Annotated in this window: 16 protein-coding genes; 2 read left to right on the forward strand and 14 right to left on the reverse strand. The window is 53.3% G+C overall.

Annotated features, from left to right (window positions below):
* Window positions 1-70 precede the first annotated feature (70 nt).
* The 3 genes from Pla22_RS12035 to Pla22_RS12045 are packed head-to-tail and all read right to left on the reverse strand — an operon-like array spanning window position 71 to window position 7983.
* Window positions 71-1582: a DUF1501 domain-containing protein gene (locus Pla22_RS12035; protein ID WP_146514830.1), complete on the reverse strand. Its 1512-nt coding sequence runs from the start codon at window positions 1580-1582 to the stop codon at window positions 71-73.
* Between the two features lie 6 nt (window positions 1583-1588).
* The gene (locus Pla22_RS12040; protein ID WP_146514831.1) at window positions 1589-4453 is read right to left on the reverse strand and encodes a PSD1 and planctomycete cytochrome C domain-containing protein; all 2865 of its coding nucleotides are present in this window, start codon (window positions 4451-4453) and stop codon (window positions 1589-1591) included.
* An 8-nt stretch (window positions 4454-4461) separates the two neighbouring features.
* The gene (locus Pla22_RS12045; RefSeq protein WP_242631961.1) at window positions 4462-7983 is read right to left on the reverse strand and encodes an endo-1,4-beta-xylanase; all 3522 of its coding nucleotides are present in this window, start codon (window positions 7981-7983) and stop codon (window positions 4462-4464) included.
* A 369-nt stretch (window positions 7984-8352) separates the two neighbouring features.
* On the opposite strand from Pla22_RS12045, the gene Pla22_RS12050 reads away from it, so the two are divergent.
* Window positions 8353-8610: a hypothetical protein gene (locus Pla22_RS12050; protein ID WP_146514832.1), complete on the forward strand. Its 258-nt coding sequence runs from the start codon at window positions 8353-8355 to the stop codon at window positions 8608-8610.
* A 99-nt stretch (window positions 8611-8709) separates the two neighbouring features.
* Here Pla22_RS12050 and Pla22_RS12055 read toward each other — a convergent pair whose 3' ends face one another.
* The 4 genes from Pla22_RS12055 to Pla22_RS12070 form a co-directional block, all read right to left on the reverse strand.
* Window positions 8710-9060: a hypothetical protein gene (locus Pla22_RS12055; protein WP_146514833.1), complete on the reverse strand. Its 351-nt coding sequence runs from the start codon at window positions 9058-9060 to the stop codon at window positions 8710-8712.
* Window positions 9061-9212: 152 nt separating this feature from the next.
* Window positions 9213-9830: a DUF1990 family protein gene (locus Pla22_RS12060; protein WP_165440615.1), complete on the reverse strand. Its 618-nt coding sequence runs from the start codon at window positions 9828-9830 to the stop codon at window positions 9213-9215.
* On the reverse strand, window positions 9823-10533 hold the full coding sequence (locus tag Pla22_RS12065) for a hypothetical protein (protein ID WP_146514835.1): 711 nt from the start codon (window positions 10531-10533) through the stop codon (window positions 9823-9825). Before Pla22_RS12065 ends, Pla22_RS12060 begins: the two co-directional genes overlap by 8 nt.
* 89 nt (window positions 10534-10622) lie before the next feature.
* Window positions 10623-10919, reverse strand: coding sequence for a Rho termination factor N-terminal domain-containing protein (locus Pla22_RS12070; protein ID WP_146514836.1), 297 nt, complete (start codon window positions 10917-10919; stop codon window positions 10623-10625).
* Between the two features lie 289 nt (window positions 10920-11208).
* Between Pla22_RS12070 and Pla22_RS12075 the strand changes: the two genes are divergently transcribed.
* A complete protein-coding gene (locus Pla22_RS12075; protein ID WP_146514837.1) occupies window positions 11209-11958 on the forward strand; it encodes a DUF4142 domain-containing protein in 750 nt (249 codons plus the stop codon).
* Window positions 11959-12093: 135 nt separating this feature from the next.
* Here the strand turns inward: Pla22_RS12075 and Pla22_RS12080 are convergent, their stop codons facing one another.
* The 7 genes from Pla22_RS12080 to Pla22_RS12110 all read right to left on the reverse strand — a co-directional run bounded on the left by Pla22_RS12080 (window position 12094) and on the right by Pla22_RS12110 (window position 20617).
* Window positions 12094-13266 carry a zinc-dependent alcohol dehydrogenase gene (locus Pla22_RS12080; protein ID WP_146514838.1) on the reverse strand — a complete coding sequence of 391 codons (1173 nt, stop codon included), beginning with the start codon at window positions 13264-13266 and terminating at the stop codon, window positions 12094-12096.
* 141 nt (window positions 13267-13407) lie between these two features.
* A complete protein-coding gene (locus tag Pla22_RS12085) occupies window positions 13408-13992 on the reverse strand; it encodes a hypothetical protein (protein WP_242631962.1) in 585 nt (194 codons plus the stop codon).
* A gap of 8 nt (window positions 13993-14000) precedes the next feature.
* Window positions 14001-14381, reverse strand: a complete 381-nt coding sequence (locus Pla22_RS12090; protein WP_165440616.1) for a BON domain-containing protein — start codon at window positions 14379-14381, stop codon at window positions 14001-14003.
* A gap of 307 nt (window positions 14382-14688) precedes the next feature.
* Window positions 14689-16101 carry a DUF1501 domain-containing protein gene (locus Pla22_RS12095; RefSeq protein WP_146514840.1) on the reverse strand — a complete coding sequence of 471 codons (1413 nt, stop codon included), beginning with the start codon at window positions 16099-16101 and terminating at the stop codon, window positions 14689-14691.
* A 2-nt stretch (window positions 16102-16103) separates the two neighbouring features.
* Window positions 16104-18860 (reverse strand): PSD1 and planctomycete cytochrome C domain-containing protein, encoded by a 2757-nt coding sequence (locus tag Pla22_RS12100; RefSeq protein ID WP_146514841.1) that lies wholly within the window; start codon window positions 18858-18860, stop codon window positions 16104-16106.
* Window positions 18861-19029: 169 nt separating this feature from the next.
* Window positions 19030-19512 carry a DUF1569 domain-containing protein gene (locus Pla22_RS12105; protein WP_146514842.1) on the reverse strand — a complete coding sequence of 161 codons (483 nt, stop codon included), beginning with the start codon at window positions 19510-19512 and terminating at the stop codon, window positions 19030-19032.
* A gap of 163 nt (window positions 19513-19675) precedes the next feature.
* Entirely contained in the window at window positions 19676-20617 is a 942-nt protein-coding gene (locus tag Pla22_RS12110) for an SMP-30/gluconolactonase/LRE family protein (RefSeq protein WP_146515401.1), read from the reverse strand.
* Window positions 20618-20709: the final 92 nt, after the last annotated feature.

Here is a 20709-nt window from a genome sequence, read left to right on the forward strand (position 1 = left end):
AACACTTTCCGCCTGTTATCCGTGGTGCTTGCCAGTCCGCCGTGGCGGGGAATGGCAAAACTCGGCGAAATCAAGCAATCACGTCGTTGATCACTTTGGCCGGTAATACACCCGTGAGCTTTTGATCGAGACCCTGGAAGGGATACGAGAATTTGTTGTGGTCGATGCCCAGTAATCTTTGCATCGTTGCGTGGAAGTCGCGCACGTGGACGGGGTTCTGGGCGGCCGTGTACCCAACGTCATCTGTTTCACCGTAGCTATAACCCGGCTTCACACCGCCACCGGCCATCCACAACGTGAACGCACCAGGGTTATGGTCGCGTCCGATGTAAGTCATCTTGGTTCCCCCGCGATTTTCCTGCATGGGCGTTCGACCAAACTCACCACTCCAAACCACAAGCGTGTCCTTCAGCATGTCGCGTTGCTTAAGGTCTCGAAGAAGCGCCGCGATAGGTTGATCGACTTGTTTGCATTTGTCTTTGAAGCCTGCGTTGAGTGCTTCGTTCTTGTCGGCTCCATGCGAATCCCAGCCCCAATCGAAAAGCTGAATGAATCGCACCCCACGCTCCGCAAGTCGGCGAGCAAGCAAGCAGTTGTTAGCGAACGATTCCTGGCCTGGCTCAGTGCCGTACATGTCGTGGATGTGTTGCGGTTCGCTGTTGATATCCATGACTTCCGGCACGGCCGTTTGCATTCGGAATGCCATTTCGTACTGCGCGATCCGCGTGATTGTCTCTGGATCGCCGTACGTTTGATGAGATTCCATGTTGAGTCGGTTCAAAGTATCCAGCATGGTTCGCCGCTGGTTGCGTGAGATATCACCGGGGTTCTCGATGTTCAACACGGGCGACCCCTTCGACCGACATTGGACTCCTTGATACACCGACGGAAGAAAACCACTACTCCATAGCGCCTTACCCACACGTGGTTGCCGCCCGCCCGAGAGCAACACCATGAAGCCGGGAAGATCCTCGTTTTCGCTTCCAAGTCCCCATGTGACCCAGGATCCGATGGAAGGGTATCCCATGCGAGCTTGCCCGGTGTGCACCATCAGTTGCGCAGGACCGTGATTGAACTGATCCGTTTGCATCGTCTTAATGAAACAAAGGTCGTCCACTTGCTCGGACAAATGAGGCATCCGATCGGACACCCAGGTACCGCTTTGACCGTGCTGCGAAAACTTGTATTGCGGCCCGAGCATCATGGGAGTGCCTTGGATGAAGGCGAAACGTTTGCCTTCCAAAAAAGATTGGGGACACGGTTTTCCGTCCAATCGCTCTAGGTCGGGTTTGTAGTCGAAGAGTTCGAGTTGGCTCGGGGCGCCAATCATGTGAAGGTAGATCACTCGCTTCGCCTTGGCGGGAAGCGGCGATTCGATTGCGCTTAGAGGATTGTTGTCCGCGTGTCGCGGAACGAATGCCTCACTGGCTCTGGCGGCGCCATGCGTTTGCGATGCTAACCACAGAGCACCAAGACCGGTCGTGCAATTCTGGAGAAACTGACGTCGCGAATCGCTCGCCAATTTCTGACAAAACGCATGAGCCGCGTGAGACGTGTCGCTCGAGTTGGTTGTCTTTTTCATGGTCCGCTATTTGGTCAAAGTTTCATCTAGGTTCAGCAAAACGCTGGCGACCGCTTCCATTGCGGCTGCGTTCTTTAGATCGTCGTAAGTTTCGGCGAGCGCGATCAATTCGTTCAGTTCACGCTGATTCGGTTCACGACAGGTGACAACGATGAAGCCAAATTTGATTTGATCGGCAAGCGATTCGCCGCTTTGCTTCATTCGTTTGGCCAGCCCCGTGGTGCATTCGGCAAAGGTTTGGTCGTTAAGCATCATCAACGCCTGCAGCGGCGTATTGGAACGCAAACGACGCGGAGCGCAGAACTCTCGAGACGGTGAATCAAAGGAAGCGAACATCGGATAGGGAATGCTGCGTTTGGTGTACGTGTAAATGGAACGGCGGTAGCGATTGGGATCACCCACTTCGGCGGTGTTCCATTTGTCCCATGATGCAAACGGGTTCCAGACGCCTTCTGGAATCGCTGGCCGCACCGGATACCCGCCTACTTGCTCGGTTAACAATCCCGCGCAAGCTAACGCTTGGTCTCGAACGATCTCGGCCGGCAATCGGTGTCGTGGTCCGCGAGCAAGCAACCGGTTCTGTTGATCACGCTCATGCAACTCAGGGCGTATTGCAGAGTCTTGTCGGTACGTGCTGGAAAGAATGATCTCGCGAATCGCCGGTTTGAAGCGAGAATCATGTTCGTTTTGAAATCGCAGCGCCAAGTGATCCAGTAGATCGGGGTGCGATGGACGCTCGCCTGATGTTCCGAAGTCTTCTTCCGTAGCGACTAGTCCGGTTCCGAACAAAATCGCCCAGACCCGATTGATGGCCACTCGAGAGGTCAACGGGTTCTCTTTGCTCGTCAACCATTCTGCCAATGCCATCCGGTTCGCTTTGCCATCCGGCAGCGGCGGAAGCGACGCGGGAGTTCCGGGCGTGACGGGTTCGCCTTTGGTTAGGAACAGACCACGAATGAAAACGTGCGAAGGCCGTCGGAATTCTTCCGCACGTTCTTTCAGGATAGGCGTGGCTGTCGATTTGATTTTGCTCCGCTGTTCTTTAAGTTCAGCTAGTTCAATTCGCTGGTCGACCGTATCAGAGACTAAGCTTGTGAACTGCTCATTGTCAGCTAGATCTATCCGTCCGCGACGCGCCACCAAGGGAAAAGCAGACAGAATGAATTCGTCAAATCGAAGCGACACCTGTAGCTGCGCATCGAGCGGAACTTCCGTGGGTTGCTTGAGCACGAACGCTGCGGAACGTGGATAATGGATCCGCGTGAACGCAGCAAATCCGCTCTTGCTTTTTTCGTCAAGGCTATCTTGGGGATCGTGATGAGGGGTGGGCTCATCCACCAATACACGTTCAAACTCGATCAAGCCCGAGTCCATTTGACCCGGGATGATCCATCTAGCTTCCAGGTGCGATAAAACAAAACCCCATTCGGAATCCGAAACCGCTTTCGCTAAGTCGAGCGGCATCCCGGTGAATTTTAATGCTGTGATACGCTTCATTCCCTCGGGGACATCAGAGAGCAATGTGATAGTCGTCCCGCGAGAGACGGTATCTACGGTGTGATACTCGGCGTGATTTGACTTTGCATCCACCACGACCTTGGTCGAGTTGTTCGTCGAGACAGTCATCGATTCAATGGGATGCCATAACTGATCGTTCTGGATTAACTCATTTTCACGTTCCCAAAGAGTGTTGTTGAGCGTCTCGATCTTGCAATCGAGATCAAGTGCTTCGTCAGCATCGCCGTCGTCCACTGGAACGTCCACGGTCGGCCAATCATCATCGAGGTCACTGTCGCAGGTGTTGTTAAAGAACGCTGCGAACTTGTAATACTCTTCGTGCTTGAATGGATCGTAGGGGTGGCTGTGACACTGCACGCACCCAAAGGTAACACCCTGCCATGCTTGCCAGGTTGTATTGACACGGTCCAGGACGGCCGCAACGCGAAACTCTTCGTCGTCGGTGCCGCCTTCCTCATTAGATTGACTTAAACGATGTGCGGCGGTTGCAACGAGATCGTCAAAGGTTCGATCAGGCAATAAATCACCCGCAATTTGTTTGACCGTGAAGTCGGTGTACGGCATGTCGCTGTTGAATGCGTTAATCACCCAGTCTCGATATTTCCAAACGCTGCGAGGACCATCCATGCCCAGTCCTCGCGAATCGGCATAACGAACTTGGTCCAACCAAACGCTGGCCCATCGTTCACCATAGGCGGGCGAATTGAGTAGTCGATCGGCGACCGCTTCGTAGGCCGCATCACCTCGCGCATCGACATCCGACAAGAATTCTTGGCGGTCGGTCGGCGATGGTGGCAACCCCGTCACGTCAAGTGTGGCTCGGCGCAACCAACGTTCGGGGCTGTCCTGGGGAGCGGGGGCAATCTGTTCCGCTTCGAGTCGGGCTAACACGAAATGATCGAGCGATTGCTTGGCCCATTGCGCATCGTTGTTGCTCGGCACCTCGGGATCCTTTGGCGTCTCGTATGCCCAATGGCCTCGCCATTGAGCACCTTGCTCGATCCAACGCCGAAGCAATGCAATCTCGGACGCATCGAGTTTCGAGCCGTGGTCCGGTGGCGGCATCATCACGTCCGGATCGTCGGATTCGATCCGTTCGATCATAATCGAAGCGTCGGGATCTCCCGGTTCGACCACCCAACCATCAGGCGGCAGCACAGCTTCAGCATTGACGAACGACACGTCGCCAGCCGCCTTCACTCCGCCATGACATGCCGTGCAATGACGTGTAAAGATTGGCCGAATCTGTTCATTAAAGTTGATCTCCTCATCTGCGTTCGCACTCGCTCCAACGATCATCGAAAGCGTGGCAAGAATGCAAGAGATAAGGCATCGGACGTTGAGACTGGTCATGTGCTATTTCAAAGGCCCGGGTTTCCGGTGGGCGGGGGTGCCTGATCTGACGCGGCCGGCGAGCCCAATAGTTGCTCTAGGACGGGACGCAATGCCTTGCCCCATACCACGTAGCCAGCCTTTTCAAGATGAATTCCGTCCGTGGAAACGTCAGGTCTTAGTTTACCATCAGGGCCCAGCAATTCCCAGTTGATATTGATCCAATGGATCCGCGCATCGTCGTCGCTGAACGCTTTGAGTCGGTGATTAATCGCAGCAATCGTTTCACTCAGTTCTGCATTTTGATCACGGGGAAACATCGCAGTTAGCACGATCGGCACCTCTGGGAATCGCTTTCGAAACTCAGCAACGATCGCCTGAATGCCATCTACGACATCGTCCACGTGCGAATCAGTCGCCGGTCCGGTCCAAGGCAAGTTGTTGGCGCCGGCTTGAAGGCACACAACTTTGGGTGACACACCCTCAAGTTCCCCGTTCTGCATTCGCCACAGCATGTGGTGCGTGCTGTCGCCGCCCCAAGCAAAGTTGGCTGCGTTCCATCCGTAGAAAGTTTCGTTCCAATGCTGAAGCAGTTCGGGATAGTCGGTTGCGCCCCAACGACGCGTGATCGAGTCGCCTTGAAAGTAGACATCTACCTTCCCTTGTTGGGTCTTAGCCACGAGTTGCTTGTGCACCGCTTGCGAATTGGCATCGTTGCGTTGCCAAGGAGTATGACTCGTCGCGTTGCCATTGTTTCCGGATGGGGCGAGCTTCTCTTTGGTCAGTAGTTGATAGACTGCGTCGAACGCCGGTTTCGGGTTCCGGTCGCGATCAAACAGCAAAGGATGGTTGACTCGTTGCCAAGGAAAGTAGTTCAACCAGCTTTGGCCATCGTGAAGATTCCAGAATGATACGCGGGCGATGATGTCGCTGTAGTCGTCAAAGAGCTCGAAGAGCTTGACATACTGGTCGACCATCTGTGTTTCAACTTCCGGCGGCATGCCGTCTTGGTAGGGATCGAATGATGCGAGTTCTTCGCGATGGGCACCATCGTCCGCCCACCATTGACCGCGTTTGACCACGTCGATGTCAAGTTCCGACACTACGATCTTGATGTTGAGTTTGCGAAGTTCATCGAAGGTTTCTCGAAGTTCGGACAGCGAATTGTCACCGAGTTCGAAGTGTCCTTGCATCCCGTAGGCGTCAACCGGTGCGCCTGCCGCCTTAAGCTTCGTTAGAAGTTCGATCAGCTTTTTTCGTTTGCCAGGTTTGTGGCCGTTGTAGTCATTGTAAATCAGCAACGCTTCAGGGTCCGATGCTCGAGCGGTTTTGAAAGCAGTGACAATGAAGTCCATGCCCGCAGTTCGTGAGTAAACCGAGTCACGTAGCAAACCGTCCTGACCATCTCCAATGGCTTCGTTGACAACGTCCCAATGGGTGGCCACGTCGGCATAGCGATCGACCACCGTTTTGACGTGAAGTTCAATTCGTTGCAACAATTTCTCTCGCGATACGGGTAGGTCACCTTCGCTCATCATCCACGGGTCCGTACGATCATCCTTTGCCCAAACGAGACAATGCCCGACCATCTCTAGATTGTTTTTTCGAACGAAGTCTGCAAACCGATCGGTCGCTTCGAAACGCCAGCGATCTTCTGCAGGATGAATTCCTTGCGGCTTCATGCAGTTTTCAGGAGTCAGAATCTCGAAATGCTGACGAATCAACGCAGCGTCATCAGAGTTTTCAAGCACACGGTGTCCAACTCCGACTCCAACCTTGAATCGCGATCCGACGGCATCTTTGAGCGATCGCCGATCCATCGATGATGACACGCTTTCCGCGTCGCTGTCGTCAACGCCGGGAAGTCCAGTCGGGCCAAATGGGTAAGTCGTGATGGCGATTCGATCCAGATGCGCTCCGTCTTCCCGATAGGCCATCGTCAAAGTATGCATTCCCGGCTTCAGAGCTACCACGGTGAGTTTCACCCATTCCCATCCGTTGGTACCCAGTCCATTCGCTGCGCTGAAATGGTTGTCGTCGACCTTGATCCAAAACGAGTCGTCATCGGCCGATGGGCAATTCGCCCGGGCAAACACGTAGTACTTCTTAGCCTGCGTCGTTTCAAATGGAATTGTTATCGCGCCGGACTTGTCCGAAGGTGCCGCCTTCGGACTATTGAGTCCCGGCCTTATCGTCAAGTACTTCCCTCCAGACGCTTCGGGATCACTGATGACCTGCCAATCCGATCCATACGCTGTCGATTCGACTTCGAAATTCAATGTTTCAAGGTTCTTGCTATCTGCTGTCGGAAAGCTTGATGTCCCCGTGGTCCAACCGTCGTACCAAAGTTCATGCTCGACGTGATCGAAGGGATGCTTCGTTATCGAGGTGTTCACGTTCGCCTTACCCAGCAAAAACTTATCCACGAAAGCCTCGACTTCGGGCCGTTGTTCGTTGGGGAGTTGGCAGTGCGGATGACCAGCGACAATCGAAAAACCAAATCGGTCTGCGATGCCAAAGGCCTTCCAAACTTCGTGAGCGGCGCGGCACGATACGTAGCCAGACTCGTCGGCCAACCACTCGTAGTCTGGATTTCCTAAGACCAGCAACGCGCGAGGGGCAACAAGGGCCATGAGCTCGTGGTGGTCGTAGGGAAGTTTCTCAACGGCACCGGCGAACTGAAACATGTCTTCTAGAAACCAAGCATGGTTGGTCTTCCCAAGCGTTTCGACATTTCCAAGAGTCTCGGAAACACGCCATGCCGCGGCACCACCGCCGCCAGATTCCTGGGCGATGGTCAACGCAATGCGTTCGTCCAAAGCACCGGCAAACAACGCCATCTTTCCTGCAAACGAACAACCGGTGACGGCAAGATGTTGAAGGTCAATCGGCAAGTCATCTTTGACGAGCTCCAATCCATCGATGATGCGACTTATTCCCCAAGGCCATGCGCAGTACGCACCCATCGATACTTGGTCGGGATAAAGTCGGTTGATGGGCTCATTGCCGCGTAGTTGCGTATGCGACATGACTTGGCTGAAGTTAAATGCGATTGTCGCAATGTTGCGACTCGCGAGAATGTCACGAGGCAGGCTACCACTTCCCTGGCCAATTCCAATGACTGCCGGGAAAGGCCCCTCACCGTCGGGCAATTCAATCTTCGCGGTCAACGACAGCGTCTGACCATTTTCAGTCACCTCTACCTTCAACAGCCCGTCGGCGTAACTTGCGGAAATGAGCTGAGGGCGGGGTGGCTTGTTTCCAATTTCGAAGTGTTCGATTTCCGATTGAATCTCAGATCGACGGCGGCTCCAGTCGCTGAAGGAGGTAGAGCGACCACGTCGATCAGACCACTCAAAGGGATCCGGCAATGCTCGCACCGTCGGTAGCTCTGCTATCTCGGGCAAAGGTGGATCGGAAAATTCGGTGCCTGTGTTCTCGCTAGAGTAAACCAGCGGAATGTCTTGAGCGGGCGCACGTGGCATCACGATTGCGGTAACCACCAGACCAATACTGAGCAGCATCAAGAACCGTTGAGTCGTGAATCGCATGCCGAAGAATTCCTAGCAAGAGTCGAGGTTGGCAGGTTGAGACGTTCTCCCAGCAATATGATAGTGGACCGCAACGCGGACTGGGTTCATCACTGGTCCCGCGATTGGGCACGTACTACGGGCTCATCATCAGAGGCTAGCTTCAGCTATGTTGGCCAGGCGTCTCGGCAAGCCAAGCATTGGCAACCGACCATCGGGGATCCTTTGTTTTCTCTACCCACTATGCTCTATTGGACGTTTGGGGAGACCGTGACCGGTCTTACCGTAGTCTTCTGTACATGAGCTACCGATAATGGGGTTTAGGTTCATGAATGAGATGGTCCCTACGCCCGAAATTGCAATGCCCGAAATCGTAGACAAGTTAGAAAGATGAAAAAGCACGAATGGCGTGAGGACACCGAAGATGGTGGCGTGCGTCTTGTCAGCGTTACGCAGCATGGCGGTAATTGGCAACTGAAGTCTCGGTTAAAGTCGGAAGAGGAGTGGACCAAGTTTCCCGTCATTCCGTTGGAAGACCTCGAGACATTGCTAGAAGTCATTTCGAACAAGTACCGTCGCAACCGTGTTCCGCATAGTCACGTCTTGCAGATCGAAGCACTCATTGCCGACGCGAAGCAACGACAATAAAAAAAGGCCGGTGGAAACCGACCTGGCATATTTCGTTTGCTCATTGCTATTCGATGGGGCTGCATTATCCAAATGCTGCATCATTTAGATTCCGCAACATCAGACCACTGGGCGATAGCCGTAGGCGTGCCGGATGTAGGCCCGGTCTGCTTCGTAGTCACCGTCGTAGTCATTGCGTAATTTTGTATCGAGTTCGTCATTCCACTTTGGATAGGACGAATGGTATCGCTGTTGCGCGGTGTAACCAAAGCGGAAAGCTTGTTCTCGATTTTCAAAGGCATCGTCCGATCCAGCCATTTGCTTAAGCGTATCGTCGACATCTTGATTCATGTCTCGAGCGGTATCCGAACCAAAGTCAGCCTTCGTTTGTTCCCAGTCGTTCGCAAACGCCTTCTTGATCCGTTCCCAAGTACTCAAGTCATCTTCGGTGTAATAGTTAGTCTTACTCATCGCCTTCTCCTTTGATTGTTTCTCGCGCCGATCGAACGTGACGACCGCTCAGGAATCGGAGTGCGAGTCAGTTACTGAGGAAGCGTGTTCCCCAAGTTGATTCGAAAGTGCTAGGTCGCAACTGGTGTGCCAACGGCGATCGCAATGAAGGCTTAATTCGCTCGCATTCGTTCTTGGACCATTTCATTCAGTCGAACAAGGCATCGTTGTGCGAACTGTTTTTGCAAGCGGCGGCCAAGCAATTGAAAACCCCAGCGATAGAATACGTTGGGAATGCGGTCGTACTTTGAATACGAATCCATTTGGAATTGAATGCGTCCGGTTGGTTGATGTTTGACCAATAGATATTGCATTTCACCAATTTCCCAATGGTCTTGGAGAGTGCGATATGCGTAACCAAATCTATTCGTCTTAGTGCCATCTTTCGTGGTTTGTTCGTCGTCGATCACTTTTGACACTCGCACACCAAATGTAAATCGTATTCCCAGAAACTTGGCTTCAAGGACCATGTTGCGACCCTGCAACGAATCCTCCTGATTGAAGTAGCCAACAATCCGTGACGGATCCGGGAACTGGTACGCGACTAGGATCTCTCGCGCGATTTGGTAGGGACCATCGGGTTGTGGTGGGCCAGGCGATTCAGAAGGAAGATCGCAGTCATAGTGGTCGACATTCCAGCCCGGTTGCCCTTCGACGTACTCACTGGCGTCGTAATTGTAGGGCAAGGCATCAAGTTCACTCAGTCTCGTTTTCCACCAAGGGTCATTCACCGCACATTCCCAGTTTGCTTGCCTCTCCGAGACAAATGGTCGAGATATGAAGCGGCCCAATCACATTCTTGCCAGTAACCGCGGCAATCTTCAAACAGTAGTGACGCCACATTTTAGTTTGCATTTTTTCGGTGATCTTTAAGCCTGAATAAGTGAACCAAACCATGGGGCCCGCCGACGCAGCCCATGATTCAATCCGAAATTCGATCGTGTCCTTAACGGGGTTTGCCGAGAAGCGAATGAATCCGGCTTCGAGGTGTCCATCGAGCGTTATAAATGTAAACGAACGTTCATCGATAGCGATCGTTTCGACGGGGCCATCCCAAGGTCCGGAAATTGAGATGTGGTAACGATCTCCAACCGCCATCTGGCCTTCTTCACCCCGAGTCTTATTGAACTCAGCAAGTCGAGGATCACAATACCGACCCGGGAAAGCTTGCACGTTAGCAATGATCTCCTCAGCAGAACTTTCACTATCAAAAAGCAAGTGGTACTTACGATTGAATATTTTGCCTACGCCTGCACTTGGCAATTGAAAGTCAGCGACATCTGGGTCCATCGCAACGACGCGTCGAAGTAGTTCGCATAGATCGGAGACTTCGTCGCCGGTGCTCTTGTCGCGATAAACCGTTTCGACACCCTCCATCGTTGGCGGCGCGTTGATGAAAACGGTACGAATCCACCCTCTCGCGAAACGTGCCAAATAGCGTAGTGAAATTTCAGGATCCTCAAAATTTGGGGGTTAGGGGAGTAGCTTCGGACCGCAAACACGCATGTCGATCACGACAGGAATCAATTGGCGTTGCGGATCGCTTCGACGAGTTGTTCCTTTTTCATTTTGCTACGCCCACGGATATTCAATTGCGAGGCGCGGTTGCGAAGCTCATCAACCGTGCGGTCTTCCAACGAGGTGTTCGGATTCCCGGTTCCCTGAGTTGTCTTGTTGGGCGTGCGGCCTTCCTCACGACGTTGTTTATTCACCGTCCTTGCGGCAATCTCCTGGGCGTCATCTTCAGACTTACCACGATCCAGTTGACTTTCTTTCACGTGTTCGTACTGACGCTCGTCTTTAGGTGTCCATTGAGGCATGTTTGTCACTCCTGAAATGCAAAAGTGGGTTGTCGCTTTGAATAGCTGTCGCTGCGAATGCACCATCGCCCGCTTTCCACCGGATCGTTCCGGTTCGGTTTGCGAACCGTCGGCTAACGATACTGTGCGAGGGTTGCGTATGGTGATGCGATTGCTGTGCCAAAATCCCGAAGCTGGTACTGCGGATCGTGTGGGTGAATTGGAACGACGCTTGCTGCCCATCTTGCAACGGTTGCAACGCGGCAGTTGCAGCGACTTCCAACTTTTCTTCACCCTTAGGAGAACATTTATGTCCACCATTCGCCTCACGCTCGCATCACTCGCTATCACTGCTTTCACAGGCTTTTCCGCTGCCCAGGCTCAGGAAGACTCGCCGAACCAGTCGAAATCACTCGACCGTCAATCACAAGTTGGTCACCCTCATGAAGGCTCGGAAACCAACCAAGGTGATCGGTACGAAGCTCGCCGAGCGTCCACCAATGATGATCGCTCAGAAAATGCTCATCACGACTATCTAGCTCAAGGCCCAACCATCGAAGAAGCGATTCTTCAAAAACTAAAGAAGGGAAACGAGGCAGAGATTGAACTGGCAAAGCTGGCGATGAACAAAACCGACAACGAGGATGTCCGGCAGCTATGTCAAACCCTGATTCAGGATCATGAGGCCTGCATTGAAAAGATCCAGCAAACGAGTGCCAAAAGAAATGCTCAAAGTCACATTGAAGCTTCGATGAATCAATCAGCGACCGTGCCGAAGCAACTCTGCCGGATCGCCGAAGTTGCCTGCGAAAACTCATTGATGATGACGAAGGAAATGCTTAGCAATTACGAAGGCCAAGACTTCAACATGGCATTTCTCGGACAGCAATGCGTGGCACATACGACGATGTTGGCTGAATTGAAGGCAATTGAAAACACAGGTCCTCAAGAGCTTCAGCCAATCGCCCAAGACGCAATCGGCAAGGTTAAGAAGCATCTGGAACGTTGCAAAGAAATCGCCAAGCAACTCGAAGACGATCGCGACAAGCCATCGTCATAATGCGAGCAACTCGGCATTGCACTAAAAAAGAACGTCGCAGCCATGTTGGCTGCGACGTTTTTTTAATGCCCTTCGTTATTTCCTGTAGACGGTGCCCAACGTCGAAGAACTTTGACGATCTGGTGTGTGTCCGTACTAAGGTGTAAGAACAACTTTCACGCAATCATCGCTGCGGGCATCAAACGTTTCGTAAAGAGATGGCGCATCGTCGAGCGTTCCCCGGTGCGTGATGATAAAGGACGGGTCAATTTCTCCCGCGATTACTTTCTCGAGCAGCGGTTTCATGTAGTGCTGCATGTGAGTTTGTCCCATTTTCATCGTCAGGCCCTTGTTCATGGCTGCATGCATGGGGACGCCGCTAAGTGGCGCGGTATAGACCCCAGGAATTGAGACCGTGCCACCCTTGCGACAACATAGAATCGCTTCCGCTAACGCATAGGGATGGTTCGATGGAACGTGCATCGCCTCACGAGCGTCGTCTACGAATTCACGGACAACGCCGGCGGAGTGAGCCTCAGCGCCGACGGCATCAATACAGCAGTCGGGACCACGACCTTTCGTCATTTCCATTAGTCGTTCTTGAACGTCTTCATTCTCGAAGTGAATCGTTTCGGCTTTCCCTTTTGTTCGAGCTAGCTCAAGACGGTTTTCGACCCGGTCAATCGCGATCACGCGTCCGGCACCCAGCATCCATGCGCTTTGAATCGCAAACTGTGCCACTGGTCCGCAGCCCCAAACGGCAACGGTGTCGCCCGCTTCGATGCCACAATTCTCAGCCGCCATATACCCGGTCGGAAAAATATCAGAGAGAAAAAGAACTTGTTCATCGGGTATGCCATCGGGAACCTTCACGGGGCCAACGTCGGCGTAGGGAACACGAAGGTACTCTGCTTGTCCGCCAGCGTAACCACCCATCATGTGCGAGTATCCGAGCATGCCGGAAGGCGATTGACCAATCGCTTGGCGAGCTTTTTCCGCGTTACGATTGCTGTTGTCGCATAGCGAAAAGAGGTCGCGATTACAGAAAAAACACGACCCGCAAGCTAGGGTGAACGGCACGACGACACGATCACCTTTCATAAGGTTCGTGATTGCCGACCCAACTTCGACCACTTCACCCATGGGTTCATGTCCGACCACGTCACCGGCTTCCATCGTCGGCATGACTCCGTTGTACAAGTGTAAGTCACTTCCACAAATCGCAGTCGCGGTGATTCGGATGATCGCGTCTCGCGGATCTTCAATCTTCGGATCGTCGACATTGTCGACTCGCATGTCTCTACGTCCATGCCAACAAACAGCCTTCATCGGTGAGCCTCGTGGGTTCGTGTTACCTAAAAGTTGGACGGGGCAAGACACTGCTCACCCCGTCCTAGAATCGAATCGAAATATGAAAAGCGGTCAGCTTCAGGTCAGTTCATTGAATTACTCATTGAACAGATCGCACTACTACCGAGCGGTCGCGATGCTTTTGACCGAAACATGTTCTGCACCGGCTTGGTGATAGATTTCCTTGGCTCGATCCGCTTCCTCGTCATTTGCGACGCGAACCGAGATCAAGGCGCGGCCGTCTTTGAGATGACCTTGGAATTCCTTCGCTTCGTATTCACTAAAGCCCAATCCGATAAGGCCGCCGGTCAGTCCCCCGGCCGCTGAACCGATCGCTGCACCACCTAACGCCGCCATGATTGGGCCAGCTGCGATGAATGGTCCCAGTCCTGGAATCGCCAGGGCACCAATGCCGGCAGCCCAACCAAGCGCACCGCCCAGCAACAAGCCGCTACCTGCACCCGTGGCTGCGCCTTCGGGTGCCTTGGTATTGCCTTCGACGACAATTTCAGCTCCATCATCGCCGTCAGCCATTACAAAGGAGATTTCCGATTCGCGGAAACCGGCCGCTCTTAAGCCTTCTGCGATTGCAATGGCGTCGCGACGGTTCGCAGCGATGCAGAAAACAGCTTGGTTATGTTCATGTTGAGTGTTCATTTCTTTACCTAACGTTTCAAAGGTGTGAATTGGATCTCGAAGTGGCATGGTCTCGTTCAGTCCGTTTCCACTTCAAGTTGGTTGTTGACGTTTCCAGAACCGGCAATTCGTTCCGCGACTTGAACAATCGCATCGCGTTCGGAATCGGAAGCCACTGGACCGCGAAGAACAACTTGTCCACTGTCGGTGATGATCTTGACGTTGCGACCATTGGTCGAAAGGTCTTCGAGATCTAACACGGCTGATCGAATCGCAGCCACTTGGTCGATGTCATCTGAATCGTTGGATTGATCCATTGGCGTTATCGTTGCACCGTCCACATCCCTCGCATTGACCGCAGTGTTGTCGCGATCATCGACAGGAGTGGACGGCGTTTTGGAATCGCAACCGGCCACGGTGAAAATCAATCCGCCGACTGCTAACTGCAATATTTTCATTGCAAAACTCCTCAGCAAAGGAACCGATGTGGGTTCACGTCGACAGGGAAGCATTCGAAGGCGTCAGGAAACTTCGAAGCCGCAGAGCGAGCGTGGATTCTTCAATAGAAGAACGCTCATGACGATGCACTTTCTGGACCAAAGCCAAGCATGAAGTGCAAGCAACCGAGATCAATTGCTTTCGATAGAGTTCAGTTGGCCAGTTCGCTCGATCACTAGCCGAATTGGTCTACGATCAGCCAATGGGTTGCAACAAGGCATCACGCTTGCCAGACCCTAGACCAGTTTGAATGAACTATTGAATGAACTAGGCGATGAGCTTGTCGATTACCTTGCCGCCGAATTGACTTAGCTGTTTAAAACGACCGGCGTGATAGTAGGTCAGTTTGTTATCGTTGAGTCCGAGGAGGCGTAATAGGGTGACGTGAACATCGCGAATGTGATGCACGTCTTCAACTGCCGTGGCACCGATTTCGTCTGTCGCGCCGATGGTATGTCCCGCATTGCATCCGCCTCCGGCAAACCACATGGTCATCGCTTTTGAATTATGGTCGCGACCGTACGATTGACCGCCGCCTCGAAGGCCATTGTCTGGCGTCCGGCCAAATTCGCCGCACCAAACCACCAAGGTGTCGTCGAGCATCCCTCGATCTTTCAAGTCCTCTAGCAAAGCCGCGATGGGTTGATCGACTGATTCGATCAGTGACCCATGTGCCTTTGCGATGTAATCATGACTATCCCAGTTACCGGCATAGGCCTGAACAAAGCGAACGCCTTTTTCCACAAGTCGACGAGCCAATAAGCACTTGCGACCAAAAGCGTCTGTTTTAGCCTTGCCGATTCCGTAAGCATCCAGCGTGGTTTGTGATTCGCCTTCAAGATCGAGAACGCCTGGAACTTCCGTTTGCATTTGATAGGCCAATTCGTAGCTCGACAAACGCGCTTCCAAATCGCTTCGGCCGGGGCGAGCGGCAAGATGTTGGCGATTAAGTTGATCCAACAAATCCAGGTTCAAGCGTTGACGCGTACTCGAAACGCCTTCGGGAGGATTCAAGTTAAGAATAGGGCTACCCTGGGCTCTCAAAGGTGTGCCTTGAAAACCGGCCGGAAGGAATCCATTGGACCAATTGCCAGCTCCGCCCTGCGGGTAACTGGTTTTCGGCAGCACAACGAAGCCAGGCAAGTTTTCGTTTGACGTGCCCATCCCATAGGTGACCCACGCGCCGATTGCGGGGTCGCCGCCAAATTGATTACCCGTGTTGAGCTGGTAGCATGCCGTCGGGTGATTGACCGAATCAACTTGTGCACCGCGAAAGAAGCAGATGTCGTCAACGTGTGATTTTAGGTGCGACCACTGCGTGCATAGGTCGGCACCGCTTTCGCCAGCTTTGATAAAGTCAAACGGACTCTTCACAAAGTAACGCTTTCCCGACGACATGGCGCTTTCCCGATCACCGTTCCGAGTGAACACCCGCAAGTGTTGTTTCGTCAGTTCTGGCTTGGGATCAAACGTGTCGATATGCGATGGACCACCTTCCATCATCAAAAAAATGCAACGTTTGGCTTTGGCGGGGTGATGCAGCTTGGAAGCGGATGCTCGTTGCGAATCCGCACTTTGTAGCAGCGATGAAAACGCAACGGACCCAAGGCCGGCACCGAGTCCAAACAACGCCTCACGCCGGGTCGGAGTCACGTAGGAAACGCAGTTCTGGTTGTTCATGTTCAGTCCAGGTAAGCGAATTCGTTCAGGTTAAACAGCACCAAGCACACCTGCGCGAGCCCCCGTGTGCTCGCGTCCAAATCAGCCGGTTCGACATCGGGTTGGTACGCTTGGTAGGCGGGCATTTCTTCTTCGAAGCTGTACGGTTCGCCTGTTTTTTCCGCCATCGCGGTCCGTTGAATCTTGCTGGGAAGGTTCTTCCTTGTGTATGACTTATTTGCTTCTTCGTCAGTTGCATTCACCCAATGTTCAATGCATGCTGCAGATTCATCGCTGCTAGGGGTGCGACCTAAAGTCAGCTCGAACGCTCGATGAATCGTAGCAACGTCGTCACGTTTTTCTTGGGCTAGCCGAACCGCCAGACCGAAGGCACGGTCAAGCACCTCGTCGGAATTAAAAAGTGTCAAGGCTTGGGGAGCGACGGTCGAGGTTTCCCGCAGTTCGCACGACTTGTCTGGCCCTGGTTGATTGAAGGATTCCAAGAAGGGGTCACGCAATCCTCGCAACTTTTCCGCGTAAAGACTGCGACGATTCCTTTGACTCGGCAGAGGATCAGGCTCGTAAACGGAAGCCGTGCCCCCCATGATTTGACGTGGCTGAAACGCAACCTCCAGGTTCATGTCGGGCCGCGCCGGGATGCCTCCCACTTGTCGATTCAACTCATCGCTTGCCCAAAGCATTGCGTCACGCAGTTCTTCCGCCGTCAGCCGTCGTGGCAAAAAGGAAGCATAGAGAGTTTGATTGGGATCAAGTTCAGCTTCCCGGTCGGGATCGGGATGCTGACTGCTTCGGCGATACGTGCTGGACGTCATGATGAGCTCGTTGAGCTGCTTAACGGACCAGTTGTGTTCCATGAACCATGCGGCAAGGTAGTCCAGCAACTCGGGATGCGTTGGGGAGCCACCCGTGCCGCCAAGATTGTTCGGATTGGCAGCCAACCCTTTGCCGAAGTGCCATGACCAAACTCGATTGACCATGACTCGCGCGGTCAACGGATTTTGAGGGTTGGTTATCCAATCCGCCAACGCAAGACGACGCTTTCCTTTCCCGCCGGGGAACGGAGCATGCGTGAAGCCAGCGAGCGTTTCGGCAGCACTTAGAGCACCCGGAACGACGGTATCGCCTAGAGCGTACGCGCTACCGCCGGTGAGGATCGTGTCGGTTGGCACCTCACCAGAGTTCCAAGGCGAATTGGGTAGCAAAATGCGGCCGTTAACACTTTTCCTTTGAACCGTCGCACCCGTGTAGACCGCCAATGCGATTGGCTTGGTTCGGTCGAGTTCCCATTGATGTCGTTGGATGTTTTTCATCAATCGGCTTTGCGATGCTTCATCGCCGGGGGCCAGTCCATTGTCGCCGACCTTTGCACTACCGGTTTCAGCTTTGCGATTTTTCGAGACGCTTTGGTTGAGTTCAGCGAGTTGCCGTTGATAGGCAGCGATCTTGGCCGTGACCCATTCAGCGGATTCTTCAAAACCGGATTTGTTCTCGGAGCTTAAGAAGCGGGCGCGACGCTCGGCGAACTGTGTCGTGGAGAATACCGCCATCATGGAATAATAGTCGCGCGTCGGAACGGGATCGAACTTGTGGTCATGGCACTTGCAACACTGCATCGCATGCCCGAGAAAAGTTTGACCCACCGAATCGGTGACATCATCCAACCATTGCTGGCGAGTTTCTTTGAAAACGCTCATGCTGGTTTGTTCCCACGGGCCCATTCGCAGGAATCCCGTCGCGATCAAATGCTCGGGATCTTCGTCGTCGATCTCGTCGCCGGCAATCTGTTCGCGGACAAAATCGTTGTATGGCTTGTCGTCGTTGAACGCTCGCACGACGTAGTCGCGGTACCGCCAGGCATTGGGTCGGCTGTAGTCATTGGCAAAACCAGCCGAGTCCGCGTAGCGCACCACATCGAGCCAATGCAATCCAAAGTGCTCACCAAAGTGAGGTGACTTCATCAATCGAGTTACATAATTGCGAACGGCTGAATCCGGATCACGCTCGTACTTCGAAGCAAATTCTTCAACGTCGCGAGGCAAGGGCGGCAAGCCGGTTAAACCAAAAGTGATTCGTCGAACTAGCTTGCTGGCCTCAGCCGGCGGGGCGGAGGGCAACTGAGTTATTAAGAGTTGACGATTGATGAACCAGTCGACGGGATGCTCGCCGGGCGGGACCGTTGCAAGCTTCAGCGGCCGGTAGGCCCAAAGCTTAGGAGGCTCATACCTTCGGTTTTGCCAATCCTCGGAAAGTGCCTTGGACGTTAGGACCCGCTCGCCTTCGGCATACTGATCTTGAATCTGCCGTACTCGGTCCTCACGCGGCCATACCGCGCCAGTGTTAATCCAATCTCGCAGCCAATCGAGTTCCTGCGGCGAAAGTTGCTCGGATTCCTTTGGCGGCATCTGAGTCCAATCATCGCTTTGCCGCGTTGCCGCCAAGTACAAGGCACTCAGTTCAGCTTTACCCGCCACGATCGCCGGTTCTTCACTGTCGCCGCCTTCCATGATCCCCGCAAGTGAGCGAACATCCAGAGATCCTTCGACGGAATCAGGATCGCTGCCATGGCATCCAAAACACTTTTCACGAAGCAGCGGTGCGATATATCGGGCGAACAGGATCTCGGATTCTTCTTGGTCGAGTGCCTGATCGTTAAGACCGTCGTCGGCAAACACTTCGCCCGTTGAACGCAAGTCGTGAAAGCTTACGCCGAGCGTCGCAACGGTGCCGACAAAGATAAGACTGAGAATTTGCTTGTTCATTTTCTGACCTGGTTAAACGCCAGTCTACCCAAGTCAGTGCTTCGCCTGTGGGACGAACGGATTGCTCGCAGGTGCCGACGTCGCTGCTGATATGGATCTGCGCCGTTCCGCATGTGGGGGCTGTGAAATCCAGCGTGTCTCTTGCTGGCCACCAAGTGCGATCGAGAAACTATTTTGGTTCAAGGAAGGCAAGGTGATGAGCGGCGTGAAGCAGAGTGACCTTGGTCCAGACTTCGCGATCCATTACGCCGAAAAGTGGAGAGGGTTGAAGCGGGCCATCAAAGTGCTTCATGCGATGGATAACTTCGGTGAGTTGGTCGACTCCCGCCTGATCGGTCATTTCGTTGGACGGGACCACTGTCTGAGGTGCCGTGGGGGTGCCGGCTTTGAAGCCTTCGGTGAGCAGAGTGGCTTCCATTCGCTTAATGATTCCAAGCCCTTTCATTGCTGAAAAAACAAGGCGAAGCACGAAAGGAGGGCGAGGAAATCCGTCCATCGGAAACCGCGTCCACTCGGCCAAGTGAAAGCACGCTTGGCCCAAAGTCCAGTTCCCGCGGGAAACGTAGCCAGTATGAAGTAGTTGATTTGCTTCCTGGATGATATCGTCGAGTGATTCAAATCGAAGCGGTCGTTTCTGTGATTCCTTAGCCATGACGATCCACCTTCACTCCTGTGTAAAAAACTATTAAGTAAAAATCAAAGACGGCTCACCACGATCTATGCAGTTTCGCTGTTTGGGCGATTGTTGCCTGCACGAAACTTGATTGAACCGATGCTGAACCGATGCTGAACTTCCGGGGCCAATGATCTTATCGCTATCGAATTTGATAACCCGGGGCCGCCGTGCGAACGCTCCACAGTGATCCGCCTGCGGTCACAAAAAGAGTTTGCCCGTCGTTCCCGCCGAAGGCGCAGTTGGTGGTTTCATCCCGAGGAATGGCAACAAAGTCAATCTGCTTGCCTTCGCTCGAAAAGACATAGATGCCGGCGGTGGGTGGGTCTGCGGTTTCTTGCGGAAGGTGAGGTTCATTCAGGCCTGCGGCGACGTACAGACGACCGTCTCGGTCAAGCTTCATTCCATCGGGACCACGCGTGGTTCCCCAATCATAAATAAGTGTCTGGCTATCGATGTCCGGCGTGCCGTCTTTGTTCATCGCGAATCGCCATAGCTTGCGGGCACCACCCAAAGCATTGTTGTTGTCGGCGACAAACAAAAACTTATCATCCGCGGTAATAATCAAGCCGTTGGGACGGTCAACTTCGTGAGCAATGATGCGTGTGACTTGCCCATCGAGATCGATGCGATAGATTCCTTCGACCTTCTTGCCCGATGCGTCAAGCATTTCCATGTGTTGACGATCTCCGTACTGGGGATCCGAAAAGTAAATCCGGTTCTGGGAGTCAATCGTGAGATCATTGGGCTGGTTGAACTTCATGTTCTCATACTGATCTGCCAAGACGGTGATTGACCCATCCTGTTCCCGCCGAGTGATGCGTCGGTTCTGGGCCTCACAAATGATCAGCCTACCTTGGCGATCAAATAGCAAACCGTTAGACCCAGAATCAGCGAGGTAAACTGACGATGTACCGTCAAGGTTACGACGGTTGATATTGCCCTCACCACTCGTTAGCAAGCCGAGAGTATCGTGCCACACCGGTCCCTCACCTGCACCTTGTTCCTGTAGTATGGTCGGTTTCCCCACGAAAACGTCGGCATGATGAATCGTAGTGGGTTGGTCAGCGAAAGTGACCGGCATCGAAAGGGAGGTCGCAGCAATGAAAAACGCAAAGCGCTTTAAGATGGAATGGCAAGTCAGCTTCATGGTTGGCACTAAGTTAGGAAAACGTG

The sequence above is a fragment of the Rubripirellula amarantea genome, assembly GCF_007859865.1.
In the GTDB taxonomy this organism is placed as follows: Bacteria; Planctomycetota; Planctomycetia; order Pirellulales; family Pirellulaceae; genus Rubripirellula; species Rubripirellula amarantea.

Bases quoted from the DNA above. Each gene is read 5' to 3' on its own strand.
- Pla22_RS12105 (WP_146514842.1), bottom strand. From the start codon at position 19,512: ATGGCTAAGGAATCACAGAAACGACCGCTTCGATTTGAATCACTCGAC.
- Pla22_RS12085 (WP_242631962.1), bottom strand. From the start codon at position 13,992: ATGCCACTTCGAGATCCAATTCACACCTTTGAAACGTTAGGTAAAGAA.
- Pla22_RS12050 (WP_146514832.1), top strand. From the start codon at position 8,353: ATGAAAAAGCACGAATGGCGTGAGGACACCGAAGATGGTGGCGTGCGT.
- Pla22_RS12100 (WP_146514841.1), bottom strand. From the start codon at position 18,860: ATGAACAAGCAAATTCTCAGTCTTATCTTTGTCGGCACCGTTGCGACG.
- Pla22_RS12075 (WP_146514837.1), top strand. From the start codon at position 11,209: ATGTCCACCATTCGCCTCACGCTCGCATCACTCGCTATCACTGCTTTC.
- Pla22_RS12045 (WP_242631961.1), bottom strand. From the start codon at position 7,983: ATGCGATTCACGACTCAACGGTTCTTGATGCTGCTCAGTATTGGTCTG.
- Pla22_RS12055 (WP_146514833.1), bottom strand. From the start codon at position 9,060: ATGAGTAAGACTAACTATTACACCGAAGATGACTTGAGTACTTGGGAA.
- Pla22_RS12095 (WP_146514840.1), bottom strand. From the start codon at position 16,101: ATGAACAACCAGAACTGCGTTTCCTACGTGACTCCGACCCGGCGTGAG.
- Pla22_RS12090 (WP_165440616.1), bottom strand. From the start codon at position 14,381: ATGAAAATATTGCAGTTAGCAGTCGGCGGATTGATTTTCACCGTGGCC.
- Pla22_RS12110 (WP_146515401.1), bottom strand. From the start codon at position 20,617: ATGCCGGTCACTTTCGCTGACCAACCCACTACGATTCATCATGCCGAC.
- Pla22_RS12035 (WP_146514830.1), bottom strand. From the start codon at position 1,582: ATGAAAAAGACAACCAACTCGAGCGACACGTCTCACGCGGCTCATGCG.
- Pla22_RS12080 (WP_146514838.1), bottom strand. From the start codon at position 13,266: ATGAAGGCTGTTTGTTGGCATGGACGTAGAGACATGCGAGTCGACAAT.
- Pla22_RS12070 (WP_146514836.1), bottom strand. From the start codon at position 10,919: ATGCCTCAATGGACACCTAAAGACGAGCGTCAGTACGAACACGTGAAA.
- Pla22_RS12040 (WP_146514831.1), bottom strand. From the start codon at position 4,453: ATGACCAGTCTCAACGTCCGATGCCTTATCTCTTGCATTCTTGCCACG.